The organism is Cobetia amphilecti, from assembly GCF_020217465.1.
GTDB classification, from domain to species: Bacteria; Pseudomonadota; Gammaproteobacteria; order Pseudomonadales; family Halomonadaceae; genus Cobetia; species Cobetia amphilecti.
The window spans coordinates 128097-143365 of sequence record NZ_CP084115.1 but is presented as its reverse complement, the minus strand read 5'-3'; the positions used below and the strand labels follow the sequence as shown (position 1 = coordinate 143365).

The window sequence follows — 15269 nt, the reverse complement described above, 5'->3', positions numbered from 1 at the left end:
GCGCCAGCCCCAGCCGAGGGACGCTGCCGGAAACATGGCCGACGGCGTCCCGCTGCCAACCGTCCGCAAGGAGTCCCACATGGCCGAGTCACCCGTGTCACGTCGCCCGCGCACGCTGGACCCGGATCGGGTCGCCGAATGGCTGGCCACGCATCCCGATTTCTTCGAGGGGCGTGAAGGGTTGCTGCAACGCATGCGGGTGCCACACCCGGAAGCGCGCGGCGGCAGCATCTCGTTGCTGGAGCGGCTGGTACATGACCTGCGCGGGCGGACCGATCAGGCAGAAGAGCGCCTCGAGGAGCTGTTGACCGCCGCGCGCGACAACGAGAGTCGCTATCAGCGTCTGCGTCAGCTGGTGCTGGATCTGCTCGATGCCGAGTCCGATGATGCGCTGGCCGAAACGCTGGCCACGCGTCTCAGCGAGCTGTTCGACATCGCGGCCGTCTGTCTGTGGCAGCGCGACGCCGGTGCCTCGGCACAGCCACCGCGCCAGGCGCTCGACGATGCGCGCGGCGAGCAGTTCGAGCGTCTGCTCGAGGGTCGCGCCAGTCGCTGCCTGGCCATGCCGCGCACGCGCTGGGAAGCTCTGCTGCCCGACCATCAGTGGCCACTCGGCGCCGACTGCGCAGACCTCGTCGATGCCAGCCAGGCCGATGCCACGCGCGGCTCCGCCGTCATCGTGCGCCTGACCCGGGGCGAGTGCCTGGGCTATCTGGTGGTGGCGAGTGCCGATGCCGAGCAGTTCCGTGCCGGTCTCGATACCCTGTTTCCCGAATACCTCGGTGACGTGCTGGCCCGCTGCCTGGGCCGCGATGCCCCGGGCCAGCCGCCACTGCGCTCCTCGAGCCGTGACGACCAGGCCAGCCGATGAGTCGCCTCGAGTCGGCCCACGGCGCCTCGGTCATCGACACATCCACCGACGACGCCTCAGCGAACAGCGCCGCAGCGAACAGCGCCGAGCGTGTTGCCGCCGAGCAGGGGCTGTCCGCGACCTGTCGGGAATTTCTGGCCGAGCTTGCCCTCGACAGCAGCCACGCGACCGTCAGCGCCTACGCGCGTGATCTGCAGGCGTTGACCACCTTCATGCTGCGTCCCGCGGCGGACAGCAGCGCCGCTGGTGCAAAGGATGCGCCGCCCCTGCCGCAGGATTGGCAGGCGCTGGACGTACCGACGCTCAGGCGTTTTCTGGGTGCCGAGCGCAGTCGTGGCCTCGCGCCGCGCTCATTGGCGCGGCGGCGCGCGGCGATCAGCCGTTTCTGTGGCTGGCTGGTCGAGCAGGATGTGCTGCCACACAACCCGGCGGGGCTGGTGCAGACACCACGCCTGCCGGACCATCTGCCACGCCCGGTGGATATCGACAGCCTGGCGCGCTTTCTCGACTGCCCACATGACGGCACGCCGCTGGCGATCCGCGATCAGGCGATGCTGGAACTGCTCTACGGCGCAGGCTTGCGTCTCTCGGAGCTGGTCAGCCTCGACCTCGACATGCTGGAAACCCGCCGCCTGCGCGTACGCGGCAAGGGCGACAAGCCCCGCCAGCTGCCGATCGGCTCACGCGCCCGCCAGGCGCTGGATGCCTGGCTGGTGGTGCGTGGCCAGCTCGCCGCCCAGGACGAGCCGGCACTGTTCGTCGGCCAGCAGGGGCGGCGCCTCGGTCAGCGTGGCGTGCAGCTCAGGCTGGTGACGCAGGCGAAAGAACGCGGCCTGCCCGAGCATCTGCACCCGCACCGCCTGCGCCACTCTTTCGCCAGTCATCTGCTCGAATCCAGCGGCGACCTGCGCGCCGTGCAGGAACTGCTGGGGCACGCCCACCTCTCGACCACCCAGGTCTACACGCGCCTCGACTGGCAGCAACTGGCCAGCGCCTATGATCAGGCGCACCCTCGCGCCCGCCGCCAGCGCGGATCAGCGACGGCAACATCAGACACCGACGCCACCTCCCCTATTGATGCCCCACTCAAGGATGACACCCTGTGACGCCTGCCAATGCGCCTCGCCTGACGGCCTTGACCTTCGATCTCGATGACACCCTGTGGGCCAATCGCGCGGTGATGGAGCGCGCCGAGGCCGAGCATTACGCCTGGCTGGATGGCGAGATCGGGCATGCCAACGATTTCCCCCTCGAGGAATACACGCGTCGTCGCATGGCGCTGGGGCTGGAGCACCCGCTGCGCCGCGGTGACTTCACCTGGCTGCGCCGCGAGGCCATGCACGCCATGCTGCGCGATGCCGGGCATGATGATGAGCAGGCGGGCCATTGGTCACGCGCCGCCATCGAGCGCTTCCTGGCGCTGCGCCACGAATTGACGCCCTTCCCGGAAGCCAGCGAGCTGCTCGACTCCCTCGCCCGCGATTACCGTCTTGGTGCCATCACCAATGGCAATGTCGACCTTGCTCGCCTCGCGCTGGATCATCATTTCGAGTTCAGCATCGCCGCCGGCGAATGGCTGGCGCCCAAGCCGGATGCGCGCCCCTTCCTCGCCGCCATGGCACGCCTGGGCAGCCGCCCCTCCACCACCCTGCATGTCGGTGACTCATGGAAGGAAGATGCCTTGCCTGCCGCGCGCCTGGGCATGCAGGCCGCCTGGATCGACGTCAAGGGCCAGGGCGCGCCGGGCCCCGTCCCGGCAGGCGTACATGTCATCACGCATGTCCGCGAACTGCCGGCGCTGATTGCACGCCTGAATGGCTGAGTGACGGAATGACTGAGCAACCGACGGCTGAGGCTCAAGGTGTGGCGCGCCTGATGTGCCCAATGGCTGAGTGAATTAAAACTTGTACAAAAATGACGCCTCAACCATATTTCATGTACAAGTTTCTCAGCGTCGTCGATATTGAACCCTGTCTGGGGTTCCTGAGTCTGCGCTGGGGATGCCTGCCACCTCGACCTCAAAAGGAGAGGCCAGCATGAGCACCCACTCACTCCCGCGCTACCGTGTGTCATCTTCCTCTCCCCAGAGGCCGCCCCTGCATGGTGAAGGCGAGCAGCGTGCGCCGATCATGACGCCCTCGCGTCAGTCCAGCCGCGCCCTGCTGAAAGGCGTCGCCATCGTGCTGGCATCCGCGTTGCTGGTCATCGTGGCGGTCTACAGTGGGCGTGCCAGCCTCGCGACATCGCAATCCGGCGTGCAGGAAGCGCCGGCGGCCTCACCACAGGAGGCCATGCGCAGCCTGCTCGTCCCCAGCGAGGCCGTGACGATGCCGGAAGTCGTCGAGCCCGCGGCAAAGGTGCCGCATATTCTCTCGGCGCCCAGGGAGACGAGCTCCCTGACCCGCCTTGACCCCATCAGCAGCGCGCCGCGCAGCCTGTTCATGTGATTGGCCCTTGGGGAAGGGCAACAATGCAGATGTGAGTGACAACGCGCCTGTCGTAACGCAAACGGCCACCCCGAGGGGTGGCCGTTTCGTCATGCAAGGTGGCGTAGTTCGAGGATTCGCCCCAAATCGCCTTACACCTTCAGTCAGTCGTCGAAGGGGTCCTGCGGTGCCTCATCGCCTGCCATCTCTTCCACGCCATCCATCACCGACGGGTCCGCCAGCCACTCGTCGAGCTTGGCATGCACCTGCTCGACACCGGAGTACTTCAGCGACGAGAACAGCTGCACCGTGACCAGGTCTTCCCACTCCTTGAGCGCGTGACGCACCTTCTGCAGGCTTGCCGCAGCAGGCCCGCGCTTCAGCTTGTCCGCCTTGGTCAGCAGGATATGCACCGGCATCTTGGCCTCATCGGCCCAGCCCAGCATCATCTGGTCGAATTCGGACAGCGGATGGCGCACATCCATCAGCAGCACCAGGCCCCGCAGCGACTGGCGGTTGCGCAGGTAGTTGGACAGATGGGACTGCCACTCGCGCTTCACCTTGTCCGGCACCTTGGCATAGCCATAGCCGGGCAGGTCGACCAGATGGCGGCCCGTTTCACCGATGGTGAAATAGTTGATCAGCTGGGTGCGGCCGGGGGTCTTGGAGGTACGGGCCAACGCCTTCTGCGAAGTCAGCGCATTGATGGCACTGGACTTGCCGGCATTGGAGCGACCCGCGAAGGCCACTTCGGCACCCACGTCCGTCGGGCACTGGGCCAGAGTCGCGGCACTGATCAGGAAGCGCGCCTGACGATAATGGAGCTTGGGGGTCGAAGAAGCTGATTCGGCCATGGGAGTTCTGAATACCTGTTGAAGGCGGACGTCTCGCCCGCGCGACATCACGAGAGAGCAGAAGAAACGACCGGTGTAACGAAAAGAGTGCCGCATGCCCTGTCATCGGCGCTGCAACTTGCCGACGACAGCGGGAAGATGCACTGGATTACTGCGATGACACGACTGGCGACAGGCACGCTCACGCGCCCTGAGGGGATTCGCTATACTGCCTGCAAGGTCAGCATGGCGATCATGAGGCCTAGTGTACCACCCTGCTCTCACGGGCTGCGAGAGTGGGGTGCACTTCTCACCGCGCGCAGCACGGCGCGGGCACCGGGGAAATGACAGAGGCCACCATCCACGCCGGATGATACAAGCCCCGAACGGGCCTCTTCGTGAAACAGGGACCAGTGAAATGGATGAGCTGATGAGACCAAGGCAGACCCCCGCGCGCCCCTTGCGCCTGCTGCTGGCACTTGCTGCCACTATGTTGGCCGCCACCTTGCCGACGGGGGCCGCCGCCGAGTCGCTGGTCGGCGATGCCGCGGCAGGCAAGGCCAAGGCTGCCGTCTGTGCTGCCTGTCATGGCGCCCAGGGCATCTCGCCGACGCCGGCCTTCCCCCATCTTGCTGGCCAGCAGGCCCACTACCTGCGCAAGCAGACGGCCGACATCCGGGATGGTCGCCGCTCGGTGCCGCAGATGGCCGGTATCGCCGACAACCTGAGCGATCAGGACATCGCCGATATCGCGGCCCATTACGCCGCGCAGCCCGCCAATCGCGGCCAGGCCGAGCCAGAGGCGGCCCGAGCCGGCGAGGTGCTGTATCGGGCAGGCTCGCTCGAGCGCGGCATCGCGGCCTGCACAGCCTGTCATGGCCCGCGCGGTGAAGGCATCGACTCAGCAGGCTATCCGGCGCTGGCCGGGCAATTCCCCGCCTATACCGTGACGGCCCTCAAGGCCTTCCGTGACGGCAGCCGCGACAACGACCCGAACGCCATCATGAGCAGCATCGCCGCGCGCATGAGTGACAGCGACATGCAGCAGGTGGCCGAATATCTCCACGGCCTGCGCTGAGGCATCCGTTCAGCCGGGTGTCGAGTATGACCGACTTGATGACGACCGCCACCAGCACGCCGTTCACGGGGCGTGTTCGAGCGACGCCTTGTTCTGGGCGTGATCGAACGGCGTTCATCCAACGGTCAACCTTGTCACGCTAGGCTGGCCCGAGAGTGATCCGCCGTGTCCCGCCCGGCAGTCTCGACAGCAGTGGTGGCTGACACGCATACTCGATGCATCACTAATGTTGCCGGGTATCATGCCCGGGCATGCCTCAATCCGATGGAGATGTTCCATGAAGTGGAAACCCCTACTGACTCTGGTGGCGGGCCTTGGCCTGTCAGCAAGCGTGTTCGCCGCTGAAGCTGGCAAGGACTACCAGGTACTCGACGAGCCGGTGAAGACCGACGCGCCGGCGGGCAATGTCGAAGTGGTCGAAGCGTTCTGGTATGGCTGCCCGCACTGCTACAAGCTGGAATCCAGCCTCGAGCCGTGGGTCGACGAGCTGCCGAGTGACGTGACCTTCAACCGTCTGCCGGCCACCATGGGGCAGGACTGGGTCAAGCACGCCTATGCCTTCTATGCCGCCAAGGACCTGGGCATCCTCGACGAGACCCACAAGGCCTTCTTCGATGCCATCCATCAGGACCACCAGCGCCTGACCGACCCGGATGATATCGCCAAGTTCTACAGCGACTACGGCGTCAGCGAAGAAGACGCCAAGAAGTCGCTGACCTCCTTCGGCGTGAAGAGCCAGGTCAATCAGGCCCACGCCCAGATGCGCGCCTACAAGATCATGGGCGTACCGGCACTGATCGTGGATGGCCGCTATGTCATCTCGCCGAGCACGGCTGGCTCACTGCAGAACATGCTCAAGATCACCGACGAGCTGGTCGAGCAGGTGCGTGAAGAGAAAGCCGGCAGCAAGGACGCCGCTTGATGGCAGCGGCTGCTGACCCAGTGGCCGCCAGCGCCGCGGGAGGTGCCGGACTCGACGAGACGGCACCTCCCCTGCGTCTGCTGACCTTCAACATGCAGGTCGGTATCCATACCGCGGCGTGGCATCACTATGTCACCCGCGGTTGGCAGCATGTGCTGCCACACCCGATGCGTCGCAAGCGTCTGGAGCTGATCGCCGCCGCCATCACGCCCTACGATATCGTCGGGCTGCAGGAAGTCGACGGTGGCAGTTTCCGCTCCGGCAACGTCAATCAGGTCGACTCACTGGCCGAGACGGCCGAATTCCCGCACCGCTATCAGCAGCTCAACCGCAACCTGGGCCGCCTGGCTCAGCACAGCAACGGCCTGCTGTCGCGCCTGCCGATCCGCCATCTCGAGGAGCACAGTCTGCCCGGGACGCTGCCGGGACGCGGGGCCATCCATGCCCGCTTCGGCGAGGGCGAACACGCCCTGCATGTCTTCGTGACCCACCTGGCACTCGGCGCCCGTATCCAGCATCGTCAGCTGCAGTATCTCGGCGAGCTGATCGCGCCCCTCAAGCATGTCATCGTGATGGGCGACCTCAATTGCACGCTGGCCCAGCTTCGTCAGCACAAGGCGTTCAGCGAGGCACTCGACTCCCGCCCCAGCAAGGCCATCAACAGCTACCCGGCCTGGCAGCCACGCCGTGGACTCGACCATATCCTGGTCTCCTCGACGCTGCGCTTGAGCCACCCGACCACGCTGTCGCACCTGTTCTCCGACCATCTGCCGCTTGCGGTAGAAGTCCATCTGCCAGCCGCATGCCGCAAGGCGATCGGGCTCGCCTGACGCCTGCCTCTCTTGCATAGGCATCTCTGACGCCTGCCCCTCGGATATCGATCCCTCGCATATCGCCCTCTACTGCCTGGCTCTCCCGCTTGGCTTTCCCGACCCAGGCTTCCCTCAGCTACGGCTTGCCGGCAGCTGTCTGCGCCATGATGCTCACCCCTGCCGCCGCGTCTGCGGCGCATCGCTTGCGGGCTGTTGGATGCGCATAACGCGATCTGCCGCGCCCTTACTTGCCCGTTTCCTTGCCTGCCTGCCGGTATTTCTTCGCCTATCTCACTGTAAGCAAAGACAAAAACCGCCTGTCAGACCAATGATCCATTTGTTGTTGCGACGCCGCTCGCTACTCTTTGTCTGCCAATGACGTGGATTAATCGTTGACTTAGCGATGACTGATGGCATGCCGCATCCGAGCGACGTCACTTACAGGGATGAAGCGTGGAATAGCGTTGTTCAAAGCGATGCCATCACGGCTTGCTGGACACCGCGACTGACCACAACATGAGCAACATCTGAATTGGCGACCTTGCCAGCAATCGCTTGCAACACAACTGCTTGCAACACAAGCGCTTGGCAAAGACACAGCAGACGCTGTCGGCAAAGCAACAACAACACCAACAATCACCACCTGCTACCCGCAGGCCAAGGGGACTCCATGTCTGCCAATGCCTCTACCCCCGGCTGGCTCACAGGGCTCGACCGCATGACCGAGGGGCTGGGACGCTGCGTGTCCTGGCTGGTCGTCATCATGATGCTGGTCGAATTCACCATCGTGATGCTGCGCTACGCCTTCAACATCAACAGCATCCCCATGCAGGAATCCGTGATGTACATGCACGCGGCCGTCTTCCTGCTCGCCGCCAGCTACACGCTCAAGCACGACGGCCATGTGCGGGTGGATATCTTCTATCAGCGCATGTCGCACCGCGGGAAGTCGTGGGTCGATCTCGGCGGCACCCTGTTCCTGCTGTTCCCGGTGATGACCTTCATCCTGCTCTCCAGCCTCGGTTACGTGGGCGATTCCTGGGGCATCAAGGAAGCCTCGCCCGAATCCGGCGGCCTGCCGGGCGTCTACCTGCTCAAGACCCTGATTCCGGCCATCGCCATCCTGATGATGCTGCAAGGCGTGGCGGAAGCCGGCCGCCACCTGCTGTTCCTGATGGGCCGCCTGCCCTCTCCGCATGCGAGCGATGACACCCCTGACCACGATGAGGAGCTGGTGTAATGCTCGAGATCATGCCACTGCTGCTGTTCGTGTGTATCTGTATCGTCTTGATGCTGGGCTATCCGGTGGCGCTGTCACTGGCCGGTACCGCGCTTGCCTTCGCCGGACTCGGCATGGGGCTGGATGCGCTGGGCATTACCCAGGGCGTATTCGATGCCAGCTTCCTGTCCGCGATGCCCAACCGCCTCTACGGCACCATGACCAACCAGACCCTGCTGGCCGTGCCATTGTTCGTGTTGATGGGCGTGCTGCTGGAGAAGTCCAAGGTCGCCGAGACGCTGCTCGACGCCATGGCGCTGATGTTCGGCTCGCTGCGGGGCGGGCTGGGGATTTCCGTAACCATCGTCGGCATGCTGCTGGCTGCCTCCACCGGTATCGTCGGCGCGACCGTCGTCACCATGGGCCTGCTGTCACTGCCGACCATGCTCAAGCGCGGTTACGACCCGTCACTGGCCACCGGCGCCATCTGTGCCACCGGCACCCTGGGGCAGATCATCCCGCCGTCCATCGCGCTGGTCCTGCTGGGCGACGTGCTGTCTTCCGCCTATCAGCAGGCGCAGCTGTCGATGGGCATCTGGAGCCCGAAGACCGTCTCGGTGGGCGACCTGTTCATCGGCGCGCTGATTCCGGGCCTGATCCTGGTGCTCGCCTATATCGTCTACATCGCCATGGTCGCCTGGCTGAAGCCGGAGAAGGCGCCGGCCGTCGATCGTGATGCGCTGATGGAAGAGCTGGGACATACCGGCAGCATCTTCTGGCTGCTGATGAAGGGTCTGGTGCCGCCGATCGTGCTGATCGTCTGTGTGCTCGGCTCGATTCTCGGCGGTCTGGCGACCCCGACCGAAGCCTCTGCCGTGGGCGCCTTCGGTGCGCTGATGCTGGCCCTCGCCAACCGCAAGCTGAGCCTGAAGACCCTGACGGAAGTGGTGCGCTCCACCACCAATGTCACCTCGATGGTGTTCCTGATCCTGATCGGTGCGGCGCTGTTCTCGCTGGTGTTCCGCGGCTTCGGCGGCGAAGAGGTCGTCACCGAGATCTTCGAGAACATGCCCGGCGGCGTCATCGGTGCCACCCTGGTGGTGATGCTGGTGATCTTCCTGCTCGGCTTCATCCTCGACTTCATCGAGATCACCTTCGTGGTGGTGCCGATCGTCGGTCCGGTGCTGCTGGCCATGGGCCTCGATCCGATCTGGCTGGGCATCATGATCGCCATCAACCTGCAGACTTCCTTCCTGACACCACCATTCGGGTTCGCGCTTTTCTACCTGCGCGGCGTGGCCCCCAAGGAAGTCAGCACCAAGCAGATCTACAAGGGCGTCATCCCGTTCATCCTGATCCAGCTGTGCATGCTGGGAGCACTCGCCGCCTTCCCGGGCTTGGCCACCTGGCTGCCGGCCCAGTTCTAGACGACGACTAACGGGCCAGAACCAAGAGCAGGACAAGAAACAGAACAAGGACAGAGCAGCAACTGAATTGGCGGGGCCTGCCCCGCCAGCTGATGGGAGAGCCGCCAGTCGGCTCATGCAGATGCATCATATCCGGGGGCCGTTCGCGGCCCACCTCTTGCCCAGCGCCAGTTCATGACCGGTGCACAACAACAATCGGGCACTTCAAGGAGCATGCCATGCAACTCAACAAACTCGCCTTCGGCATCGCCGTCGGCACCATGACCGCCATGGGCACCCTGCCGGCCGTCGCCAACGCCGCCGATACCTTCACCTGGAAGATGGTCACCTCGTGGCCGAAGAACTTCCCGGGGGTAGGCCAGGGGCCGGAACGCCTCGCACGTCTGGTCGATGAGATGTCCGACGGCCGTCTCAAGATCAAGGTCTATGGAGCAGGCCAGCTGGTCCCGGGCTTCGAGGTCCTCGACTCCGTGTCTTCGGGTACCGCGCAGATCGGTCACTCGGCTTCCTACTACTGGAAAGGCAAGGCGCCGGAAGCCCAGTTCTTCGCCGCCGTGCCCTTCGGCATGACCGCGCAGGAAATGAACGCCTGGCTGCATTACGGCGGCGGTCTGGAGCTGTGGAACGAGGTCTACGACAAGTTCGGCGTCGAAGTCATGGCGGGCGGCGCCTCGGGCGTGCAGATGGGCGGCTGGTTCAACAAGGAGATCAACTCGGTCGCCGACCTCGATGGTCTGAAGATGCGTATGCCGGGCCTGGGTGGCGATGTCATGCAGCAGATGGGCGTGGCGACGGTCAGCATGCCCGGCGGCGAGATCTTCACCTCGCTGCAGTCCGGGGCCATCGATGCCACCGAGTGGATCGGCCCGTACAACGACCTGGCCTTCGGCCTCTATCAGGCCGCCAAGTATTACTACTATCCGGGCTGGCACGAGCCGACCGTCACCTTCGAGGCCATCGTCAATGACGACGCCATGGCCGAGCTGCCCAAGGACCTGCAGGCCATCCTGCGTTCCGCGGTACGTGACGTGAACCAGGACATGCTCGACGAGTACACCGCGCGCAACAACGACGCCCTCGAGACACTGCTCAACGAGCACAAGGTCGAGCTGCGCCGCTACCCGCAGGACGTGCTCGACAAGGCACGCGAGCTGTCCGGCGAAGTGGTCAAGAAACTCGGCGACTCCAACGATCTGGCCGGTCGCATCTACGAGTCCTACACCACCTTCGAAGGCAAGGTCGAGAAGTGGCATGAGGTCTCTGAGCAGGCCTACCTGAACGCACGCAATCCGGAAGGCGTGCAGTAAGACTGCGTTACCTGCGCCGCGCTCCCGCGAGACGGCGCAGTCTTGTCATCCAATGCTTGCAGCCGCCCCCCTCGGGGGCGGCTTTTTTGGGTCTGCGCGATCAGCTCTCGAGCAGGAAGGTCACCGGCCCGTCATTGAGCAGCGAGACCTGCATGTTGGCGCCGAAGCGTCCGGTCTCGATTCCCACCCCGAGTTCTCGCCCGCGCTCACGCGCCTTGTCGACCAGATAGGTGAACAGCCGCTCGCCCTCCGCCGGTGGCGCCGCCGAGGAGAAGCTGGGGCGCATGCCGCTGCCGGTGTCCGCCGCCAGCGTGAACTGCGAGACCAGCAGCAGATTGCCGCCCGCCTGCTGGACGTTGAGGTTCATCTTGTCGTTCTCGTCAGCGAAGACCCGGTAATGCAGCAGCTTGTGCAGCAGCTTGTCGGCACGCGCCTCATCATCGCCCTTTTCGACGCCCACCAGTACCAGCAGACCGCCCCCGATGGCGCCGACGCTCTCGTCCTCGACCACGACTTCCGCCCGTGTGACGCGCTGGATCAATGCTCGCATGCCGCTTACTCCTTCAAGAGATGGATGATGATTCATGACATTTCGTGTTCGGGAGCATACCAGACGCGAACGCCCCGCAGACTGGGCCTGCGGGGCGCGACAGGTGCTACTTGAGTGGGCGAGCTGCTAGTTGGCGAGGCTGGGCAGAAACAGCGCGATCTGCGGGAACAGCATCAGCAGCACCGTCGCCAGCAACAGCAGGGCAATGAAGGGTGGCGTCCCCCGGATGACCTCCATGTACGGTTTTCGGAATACCGCCACCGCCGTGAAGATGTCGCAGCCGAAGGGCGGAGTCGCCGAACCTATCGCCGCCTGCAGGGTGACCAGGGTGCCGACCAGCACCGGGTCCAGCCCGGCGGCATCGACTGCCGGCGCAAACACCGGCGCCAGAATCAGGATCACCACGATGGGGTCCACGAACATGCAGCCGACGAAGTAGGCCGCCGCGATCACCGCCAACAGCGCCAGCGAATGTTCCGACAGGTAGGGGATGTAGCCGCCGAGGATGGCATCCGGAATCTTGGCGAAGGAGATCATCCACGAGAAGCCCGCGCCCGCCGCCACCAGGATGAACACCACCGCGGTGATCAGCCCCGTGGAGAAGGCCACACTGGGCAGGTCCTTCAGGGTCACGCCGCGATAGATCAGCATCTCGAGAATCAGCGCGTAGATCACCGAGACCGTGGCGGCCTCCGTCGGCGAGAACATGCCCGAGTAGATGCCGCCGATGATGATCACCGGGAAGCCCGCCGGCAGGCTGGCGCGCTTCAAGGCCTTGAGGCGTGCGGGCCAGTCCGCCTTGGGCTGCGGAGCGATGCCCAGCTTCCACGACTTCCACATGCAGTAGAGCGAGAACAGCACCAGGATCATCAGCCCCGGGCCGATACCGGCGATGAACAGGTCACCCACCGAGGTACCGGTCGCGACGCCATAGATGATCATGCCGATGGAGGGCGGAATCAGCAGCGCGATATCGGAGGCATTGATGATCAACGCGATGGTGAACTTGTCACTGTAACCGGCTTCCAGCAGCCGCGGGCGCAACGGGCGCCCCATCGCCACCACCGTGGCCTGGGTGGAGCCGGACACCGCGCCGAACAGGGTGCAGCCCAGCGCGGTGGTCACCGGCAGGCCACCGCGCCAGTGGCCGACGAAGCGCTCGACCAGATCCAGCAGGCGCTGGGCAGTGGAGCCCTTGAGCATGATATCGGCCGCCAGAATGAACATCGGCACCGCCGTCAGCACCACCGGCTGCAGGCCACCGATCATCTGCTGGATCACCAGCTCCGGCTTGAGGAAGGAAAAATCGCTGAACAACAAGAAAAAGGTGCCGACGCTCAATGGCACCATCATGGGTACCCCAAGCAACAGCAGCCCCACCATCACGAGCAGAATCCACATCGCAGCTTCCGTCCCTGGGTCAATGAAGTGTGATCAATCGTCTATCGAGACATCGGGAAGACATTCCCGGTGCAGTGGCTAGAGCGCGCCACTGCCGTCGACTTCCTCGTTCTCGTCCATCTCCGCCGTACGCCATGACAACCAGGCGCCCTGCGCCAGCAGGTTGCGCAGAATCGCCATCAGGTACTGGAGCGCCCCGAGCGCCAGTCCCAGCGGGACCACGGCATAGAGCGCCGCCAGCGACCAGCGCAGCGACGGCGTGACACGCCCGGACTTGGCCAGGCTCTGCAGATAATCCACCGCCAGCCAGGCGAGGTAGGCCAGCAAGGCACAGGTAATGACCTGTCCGGCGATCAGCAGCACCTTGCGCAACCACGGCGGCATGAAGTCCAGCAGCGCCGTCACGCGGATATGGCGCCCGGCGCGCGCGCCGTAACTGATGCCGAGGAAGGTCAGCCACAGCTGCAGGATCTGCATCAGCTCTTCGGTGAACGGCAGGCTGTAGTTGAAGACGTTGCGCCCGATGACGTTGGCGATGCTGGCCGTCGCCATGCCCAGCACGCACAGGGCGATCAACCAGCGCTCGACATGCGCCAGGCCCTGGTCACCACGTTCGAACCAGGCGGCCAGACGGCGCAGCGGCGCAGGCAGATGTGCGAGGGGGTCCTGACCGCCATTCGTCTCGGCCGGGGCGGGGCGGGTCTCGTCAGCGGAGGGAGACTTGGAGGGGGGCGAGTTCATGAAGCAGCTTCCTGTTGATGTGGCATCCTGCCAGATAGGCTTTCTACCAGACGTCATGAGCGCAGTGGTTTGCGCCAGACAGCCTGCATTTGCCAGTACGATCCATTGAAATTTTCCGCGGCGCCGCCGTGATTTTCACTTTGGCTACTCTTGTTCTAGCTTTATTAGCGGCGCTTGAAATCAGTATGCGGCCGACGCGCGGCATGTCGGTCTGGCGAGCGACGGACAGAGCCTCAAGCACCAGAGCTCGAGCACCAGAGCTCGAGTACTAGAGCCTCATGCGCACAGGCTCAGCTTATTCATAATAAATTCTAATCATACTATCCAATTTGGTAATTTTTTTATTATATTAAGAATGGCAATATTATCTAAATGATGCAAGTTGCACGCCGGGTATGCCCAGAGCCGCCCGACGCTGATGGAAATCACACAAGGAGAACAAGATGACGATGCAATGGAACCCGTCACCCGAGCAGAATCGCGAGACGTCCAGGACTCCTGTTCCCCTTTCTCGTCTCGCCGCGTTCATCAAGGGAGGTGCCCTCGCGTCCGGCCTGGGCATGGCGGCGCTGGCCTCCGCGGGCGTGCAGGCTGACACCTGGCGTTTCGCGCTGGAGGAAGTCTCCGGCAGTGTGCAGGATGCCTACGCCCAGGAATTCAAGAAGCGCATCGAAGAGGCTTCCGGCGGTGACATCGATGTCGAGATCTACCCCTACGGTGCACTGGGTACCTCCTCACAGCTCACCGAACTGGTGCAGAGCGATGCCATCCAGCTGACCTTTGCCTCACCGGGGCACCTGGCCTCGGTGATCCCGGAGTCGGGCGTCTTCACGCTGCACTTCCTGTTCTCCGACGACAATGCCGTCAATGAAGAGGTGCTTGGCAACTCCAAGGCCATCGACATGCTGTCCGAGGCCTACACCGAGCAGAACCTCCAGCTGCTGGGCGTGATTCCGGAAGGCTGGATGGTGTGGACCGGCAACCGCGACATCAAGACCCCCGAGGACATGGAAGGCTTCAAGATCCGCACCATGACCTCGCCGATTCTGGTCGAGAGCTATCGCGGCTACGGTGCCAACCCGACGCCGATGCCCTATTCCGAGGTCTACTCCGGCCTGCAGCTGGGCCAGATCGACGGCCAGGTGAACCCGGTGTTCGCCATCCAGGAAATGAGCTTCTACGAAGTTCAGGACTACATGATCCAGGCCAAGCAGGCGCAGTTCATCACCACGCTGGTGGCCTCCAGTGACTTTTATTCCGGTCTGAATGACGAGCAGCAGCAGATGCTCGACAAGGTCACCAACGAGATGCGTCCGTACATCTTCGAGAAGCAGGAGGAGTACAACGCCGACCGTCTGGAGAAGATCAAGGAAGACAGCGACATCGAGATCATCACACTGACCGATGAGCAGCGCGAAGCCTTCCGCCCGGTCGGCGAGAAGGGCTGGGAAGTCTATCGTGAGCAATCCGGTGAGCGCGGCAGCAAGATCCTCGACACCCTGCAGGCCGACATCAAGGCTGCCGAAGGCAAGTAAGCCCCTGGCAAGCGCGTCAGCCCCGCCAGGTAGATAGCAAGGATCGAAAGAGTGATAGAAAGATAGAATGTTAGAAAGATAGAAAGACGAGCATGAAAAAACGCCCCTGCCGGGACTCCCGGCAGGGGCGTTTTTCGTGGTGTCTCG

The 15269-nt window shown here is 63.9% G+C and carries 15 protein-coding genes; 11 read left to right on the top strand and 4 right to left on the bottom strand.

Features of this window, described 5'->3' with window-relative positions; all coding sequences use genetic code 11:
- Positions 1-79 precede the first annotated feature (79 nt).
- From LCW13_RS00645 to LCW13_RS00630, 4 genes are all read left to right on the top strand, one after another.
- Entirely contained in the window at positions 80-871 is a 792-nt protein-coding gene (locus LCW13_RS00645; protein WP_052384517.1) for a DUF484 family protein, read from the top strand.
- Positions 868-1977, top strand: a complete 1110-nt coding sequence (locus LCW13_RS00640; RefSeq protein ID WP_064503269.1) for a tyrosine recombinase XerC — start codon at positions 868-870, stop codon at positions 1975-1977. Before LCW13_RS00645 ends, LCW13_RS00640 begins: the two co-directional genes overlap by 4 nt.
- Positions 1974-2693: an HAD family hydrolase gene (locus LCW13_RS00635; protein ID WP_043333331.1), complete on the top strand. Its 720-nt coding sequence runs from the start codon at positions 1974-1976 to the stop codon at positions 2691-2693. Before LCW13_RS00640 ends, LCW13_RS00635 begins: the two co-directional genes overlap by 4 nt.
- Before the next feature lie 214 nt (positions 2694-2907).
- Positions 2908-3318, top strand: a complete 411-nt coding sequence (locus LCW13_RS00630) for a hypothetical protein (protein ID WP_043333330.1) — start codon at positions 2908-2910, stop codon at positions 3316-3318.
- Positions 3319-3461: 143 nt separating this feature from the next.
- Here the strand turns inward: LCW13_RS00630 and yihA are convergent, their stop codons facing one another.
- Positions 3462-4151 (bottom strand): ribosome biogenesis GTP-binding protein YihA/YsxC, encoded by a 690-nt coding sequence (yihA, locus tag LCW13_RS00625; protein WP_052384516.1) that lies wholly within the window; start codon positions 4149-4151, stop codon positions 3462-3464.
- A gap of 409 nt (positions 4152-4560) precedes the next feature.
- Between yihA and LCW13_RS00620 the strand changes: the two genes are divergently transcribed.
- The 6 genes from LCW13_RS00620 (at position 4561) to LCW13_RS00595 (ending at position 10895) form a co-directional block, all read left to right on the top strand.
- Complete coding sequence (locus LCW13_RS00620) at positions 4561-5208, top strand: c-type cytochrome (protein WP_318527668.1); 648 nt, start codon at positions 4561-4563, stop codon at positions 5206-5208.
- A 277-nt stretch (positions 5209-5485) separates the two neighbouring features.
- Entirely contained in the window at positions 5486-6130 is a 645-nt protein-coding gene (locus LCW13_RS00615; RefSeq protein WP_043333328.1) for a thiol:disulfide interchange protein DsbA/DsbL, read from the top strand.
- Positions 6130-6960: an endonuclease/exonuclease/phosphatase family protein gene (locus LCW13_RS00610; RefSeq protein ID WP_084589364.1), complete on the top strand. Its 831-nt coding sequence runs from the start codon at positions 6130-6132 to the stop codon at positions 6958-6960. Before LCW13_RS00615 ends, LCW13_RS00610 begins: the two co-directional genes overlap by 1 nt.
- A 652-nt stretch (positions 6961-7612) precedes the next feature.
- Entirely contained in the window at positions 7613-8182 is a 570-nt protein-coding gene (locus tag LCW13_RS00605; protein ID WP_043333327.1) for a TRAP transporter small permease subunit, read from the top strand.
- A complete protein-coding gene (locus LCW13_RS00600) occupies positions 8182-9588 on the top strand; it encodes a TRAP transporter large permease (protein ID WP_043333325.1) in 1407 nt (468 codons plus the stop codon). The genes LCW13_RS00605 and LCW13_RS00600 overlap by 1 nt, the downstream gene beginning before the upstream one ends.
- Positions 9589-9848: 260 nt before the next feature.
- Positions 9849-10895, top strand: coding sequence for a TRAP transporter substrate-binding protein (locus LCW13_RS00595; RefSeq protein WP_225348088.1), 1047 nt, complete (start codon positions 9849-9851; stop codon positions 10893-10895).
- Positions 10896-10995: 100 nt separating this feature from the next.
- Here the strand turns inward: LCW13_RS00595 and dtd are convergent, their stop codons facing one another.
- From dtd to LCW13_RS00580, 3 genes are all read right to left on the bottom strand, one after another.
- Positions 10996-11445: a D-aminoacyl-tRNA deacylase gene (gene dtd / locus LCW13_RS00590; protein WP_043333323.1), complete on the bottom strand. Its 450-nt coding sequence runs from the start codon at positions 11443-11445 to the stop codon at positions 10996-10998.
- A 126-nt stretch (positions 11446-11571) separates the two neighbouring features.
- Positions 11572-12846: a TRAP transporter large permease gene (locus LCW13_RS00585; RefSeq protein WP_043333322.1), complete on the bottom strand. Its 1275-nt coding sequence runs from the start codon at positions 12844-12846 to the stop codon at positions 11572-11574.
- 78 nt (positions 12847-12924) lie between these two features.
- The gene (locus LCW13_RS00580) at positions 12925-13587 is read right to left on the bottom strand and encodes a TRAP transporter small permease (RefSeq protein ID WP_052384515.1); all 663 of its coding nucleotides are present in this window, start codon (positions 13585-13587) and stop codon (positions 12925-12927) included.
- A 443-nt stretch (positions 13588-14030) separates the two neighbouring features.
- On the opposite strand from LCW13_RS00580, the gene LCW13_RS00575 reads away from it, so the two are divergent.
- Positions 14031-15122 (top strand): TRAP transporter substrate-binding protein, encoded by a 1092-nt coding sequence (locus LCW13_RS00575; protein ID WP_225347476.1) that lies wholly within the window; start codon positions 14031-14033, stop codon positions 15120-15122.
- Positions 15123-15269 lie beyond the last annotated feature (147 nt).

Coding starts and splice junctions, on each gene's coding strand:
- LCW13_RS00585 (WP_043333322.1), bottom strand. CDS start 12,846: ATGTGGATTCTGCTCGTGATGGTGGGGCTGCTGTTGCTTGGGGTACCC.
- LCW13_RS00580 (WP_052384515.1), bottom strand. CDS start 13,587: ATGAACTCGCCCCCCTCCAAGTCTCCCTCCGCTGACGAGACCCGCCCC.
- LCW13_RS00605 (WP_043333327.1), top strand. CDS start 7,613: ATGTCTGCCAATGCCTCTACCCCCGGCTGGCTCACAGGGCTCGACCGC.
- LCW13_RS00620 (WP_318527668.1), top strand. CDS start 4,561: ATGAGACCAAGGCAGACCCCCGCGCGCCCCTTGCGCCTGCTGCTGGCA.
- LCW13_RS00595 (WP_225348088.1), top strand. CDS start 9,849: ATGACCGCCATGGGCACCCTGCCGGCCGTCGCCAACGCCGCCGATACC.
- LCW13_RS00575 (WP_225347476.1), top strand. CDS start 14,031: ATGACGATGCAATGGAACCCGTCACCCGAGCAGAATCGCGAGACGTCC.
- LCW13_RS00615 (WP_043333328.1), top strand. CDS start 5,486: ATGAAGTGGAAACCCCTACTGACTCTGGTGGCGGGCCTTGGCCTGTCA.
- LCW13_RS00640 (WP_064503269.1), top strand. CDS start 868: ATGAGTCGCCTCGAGTCGGCCCACGGCGCCTCGGTCATCGACACATCC.
- yihA (WP_052384516.1), bottom strand. CDS start 4,151: ATGGCCGAATCAGCTTCTTCGACCCCCAAGCTCCATTATCGTCAGGCG.
- LCW13_RS00600 (WP_043333325.1), top strand. CDS start 8,182: ATGCTCGAGATCATGCCACTGCTGCTGTTCGTGTGTATCTGTATCGTC.
- dtd (WP_043333323.1), bottom strand. CDS start 11,445: ATGCGAGCATTGATCCAGCGCGTCACACGGGCGGAAGTCGTGGTCGAG.
- LCW13_RS00610 (WP_084589364.1), top strand. CDS start 6,130: ATGGCAGCGGCTGCTGACCCAGTGGCCGCCAGCGCCGCGGGAGGTGCC.
- LCW13_RS00630 (WP_043333330.1), top strand. CDS start 2,908: ATGAGCACCCACTCACTCCCGCGCTACCGTGTGTCATCTTCCTCTCCC.
- LCW13_RS00645 (WP_052384517.1), top strand. CDS start 80: ATGGCCGAGTCACCCGTGTCACGTCGCCCGCGCACGCTGGACCCGGAT.